The organism is Bartonella doshiae NCTC 12862 = ATCC 700133 (genome assembly GCF_000278155.1).
Lineage (GTDB): Bacteria > Pseudomonadota > Alphaproteobacteria > Rhizobiales > Rhizobiaceae > Bartonella > Bartonella doshiae.
Map to the genome: position 1 here is coordinate 1 of NZ_JH725100.1, position 1,246 is coordinate 1,246.

General features: G+C 34.0%; 1 protein-coding gene. It reads right to left on the reverse strand.

Annotated features, from left to right (window positions below):
* Positions 1-84: 84 nt before the first annotated feature.
* Complete coding sequence (locus tag MCS_RS07930) at positions 85-846, reverse strand: TrbJ/VirB5 family protein (RefSeq protein WP_004857473.1); 762 nt, start codon at positions 844-846, stop codon at positions 85-87.
* Between the last annotated feature and the right edge of the window lie 400 nt (positions 847-1,246).

Genomic DNA, 1,246 nt, shown 5'->3' on the forward strand with positions numbered 1-1,246 from the left:
GAATAATCTGATATTATATATTCAGTTTTTCCCGAGAACGAAGCTAACAAACGGATGGCATAGGATAAATCTTTTATAAAAATTTTATCTTATTGTAGGCATTTGTGTATTTCTGCTTCCAAGAATTTGCACATTGCGTTTACGTTGTAATCGGTTAATGAGTGTTTGTTCAATGTTGCGTGAATGTGCGACCATTTGCAATTTTGTTGCTTCATTCTGGATCATGGCTAGCGTTCCCTTCATGCGCACCTGCAATTCGGTAATACCTTTTAGGTCTTGTATTTGGTCAAGAGCAACTAACGTATCTGCAATTTGCTGAAAACGATTTTCTATTTCTTGAAAAATTTGCAAAGCTACAGCTTTATCAATGACTGCTGCATATTGGCTGCGTTCATCAATAACTTCGCGCGCTTCACTAACAGGAGAATTGCGAAGATAATTTTCATTTTTTATAATATCCCTGAACAGCGCGGGAATCATTTTGGCGATTTCTGCTTGTTTATCTTCATTGTAGATAAATTCCGGCTTTAAAAGATATAAACTTCCGTCATCTTTTTGTGGTTCTTTGTTAATTGTTCGAATGCCTGTTATAGATTGATGTGTTTCTTCCACCTTCTTAAGCTGCTTTTTACTTATTTCAAGTTGTTGTTTTAATAATTTAATAATCTCTAGATAATCGTTTTTTGTAGGAGGGGTCTGTTCCGAGGGCTGATTGTGTGATGATGTTTCAAATAATTTTGGTTTTGGATGCCATCCCCAAGTCCAATCGTTAAATGCAAACGCTAGAGTTGAATTAGGTGTTCCAATAAAGGCAATCACTCCTATTATAATAAATAGTTTTCTCATATGCTTCCTCAATGAATTTCTGCAGGGATTATTTTATTAACAGATATACGATTCCAATTACTTGGTTGCTTTAGTTCTGTATCCGATACGCAAGCCGATAAAAAACTTACAATCAAAATTGTAAAAATGATTTGTTTCATTTTAATAATCCTCTTTTTAAACCATAAAATATAATTTGATATTTTTATCATTATTCAAATTTTGATTATAAAGTAAAGATATAGTCTGCGATTTATTTTATTTTTTAATTCAGGAAATATTCCGCTGCAGTGCAGACGTCTTTACTGGACAGTGATATTTTTGTCATTTTGTTGTGGTATTGTTACGGGAGGGATTGCTTCCTATGGCATTTAATCTCCAGAGGTGTCCAAATGTCACACCCTTTGCCAACGCATTGGCA

Excerpts from the sequence above, each read along its gene's own strand:
- MCS_RS07930 (WP_004857473.1), bottom strand. The coding sequence starts at position 846 with ATGAGAAAACTATTTATTATAATAGGAGTGATTGCCTTTATTGGAACA.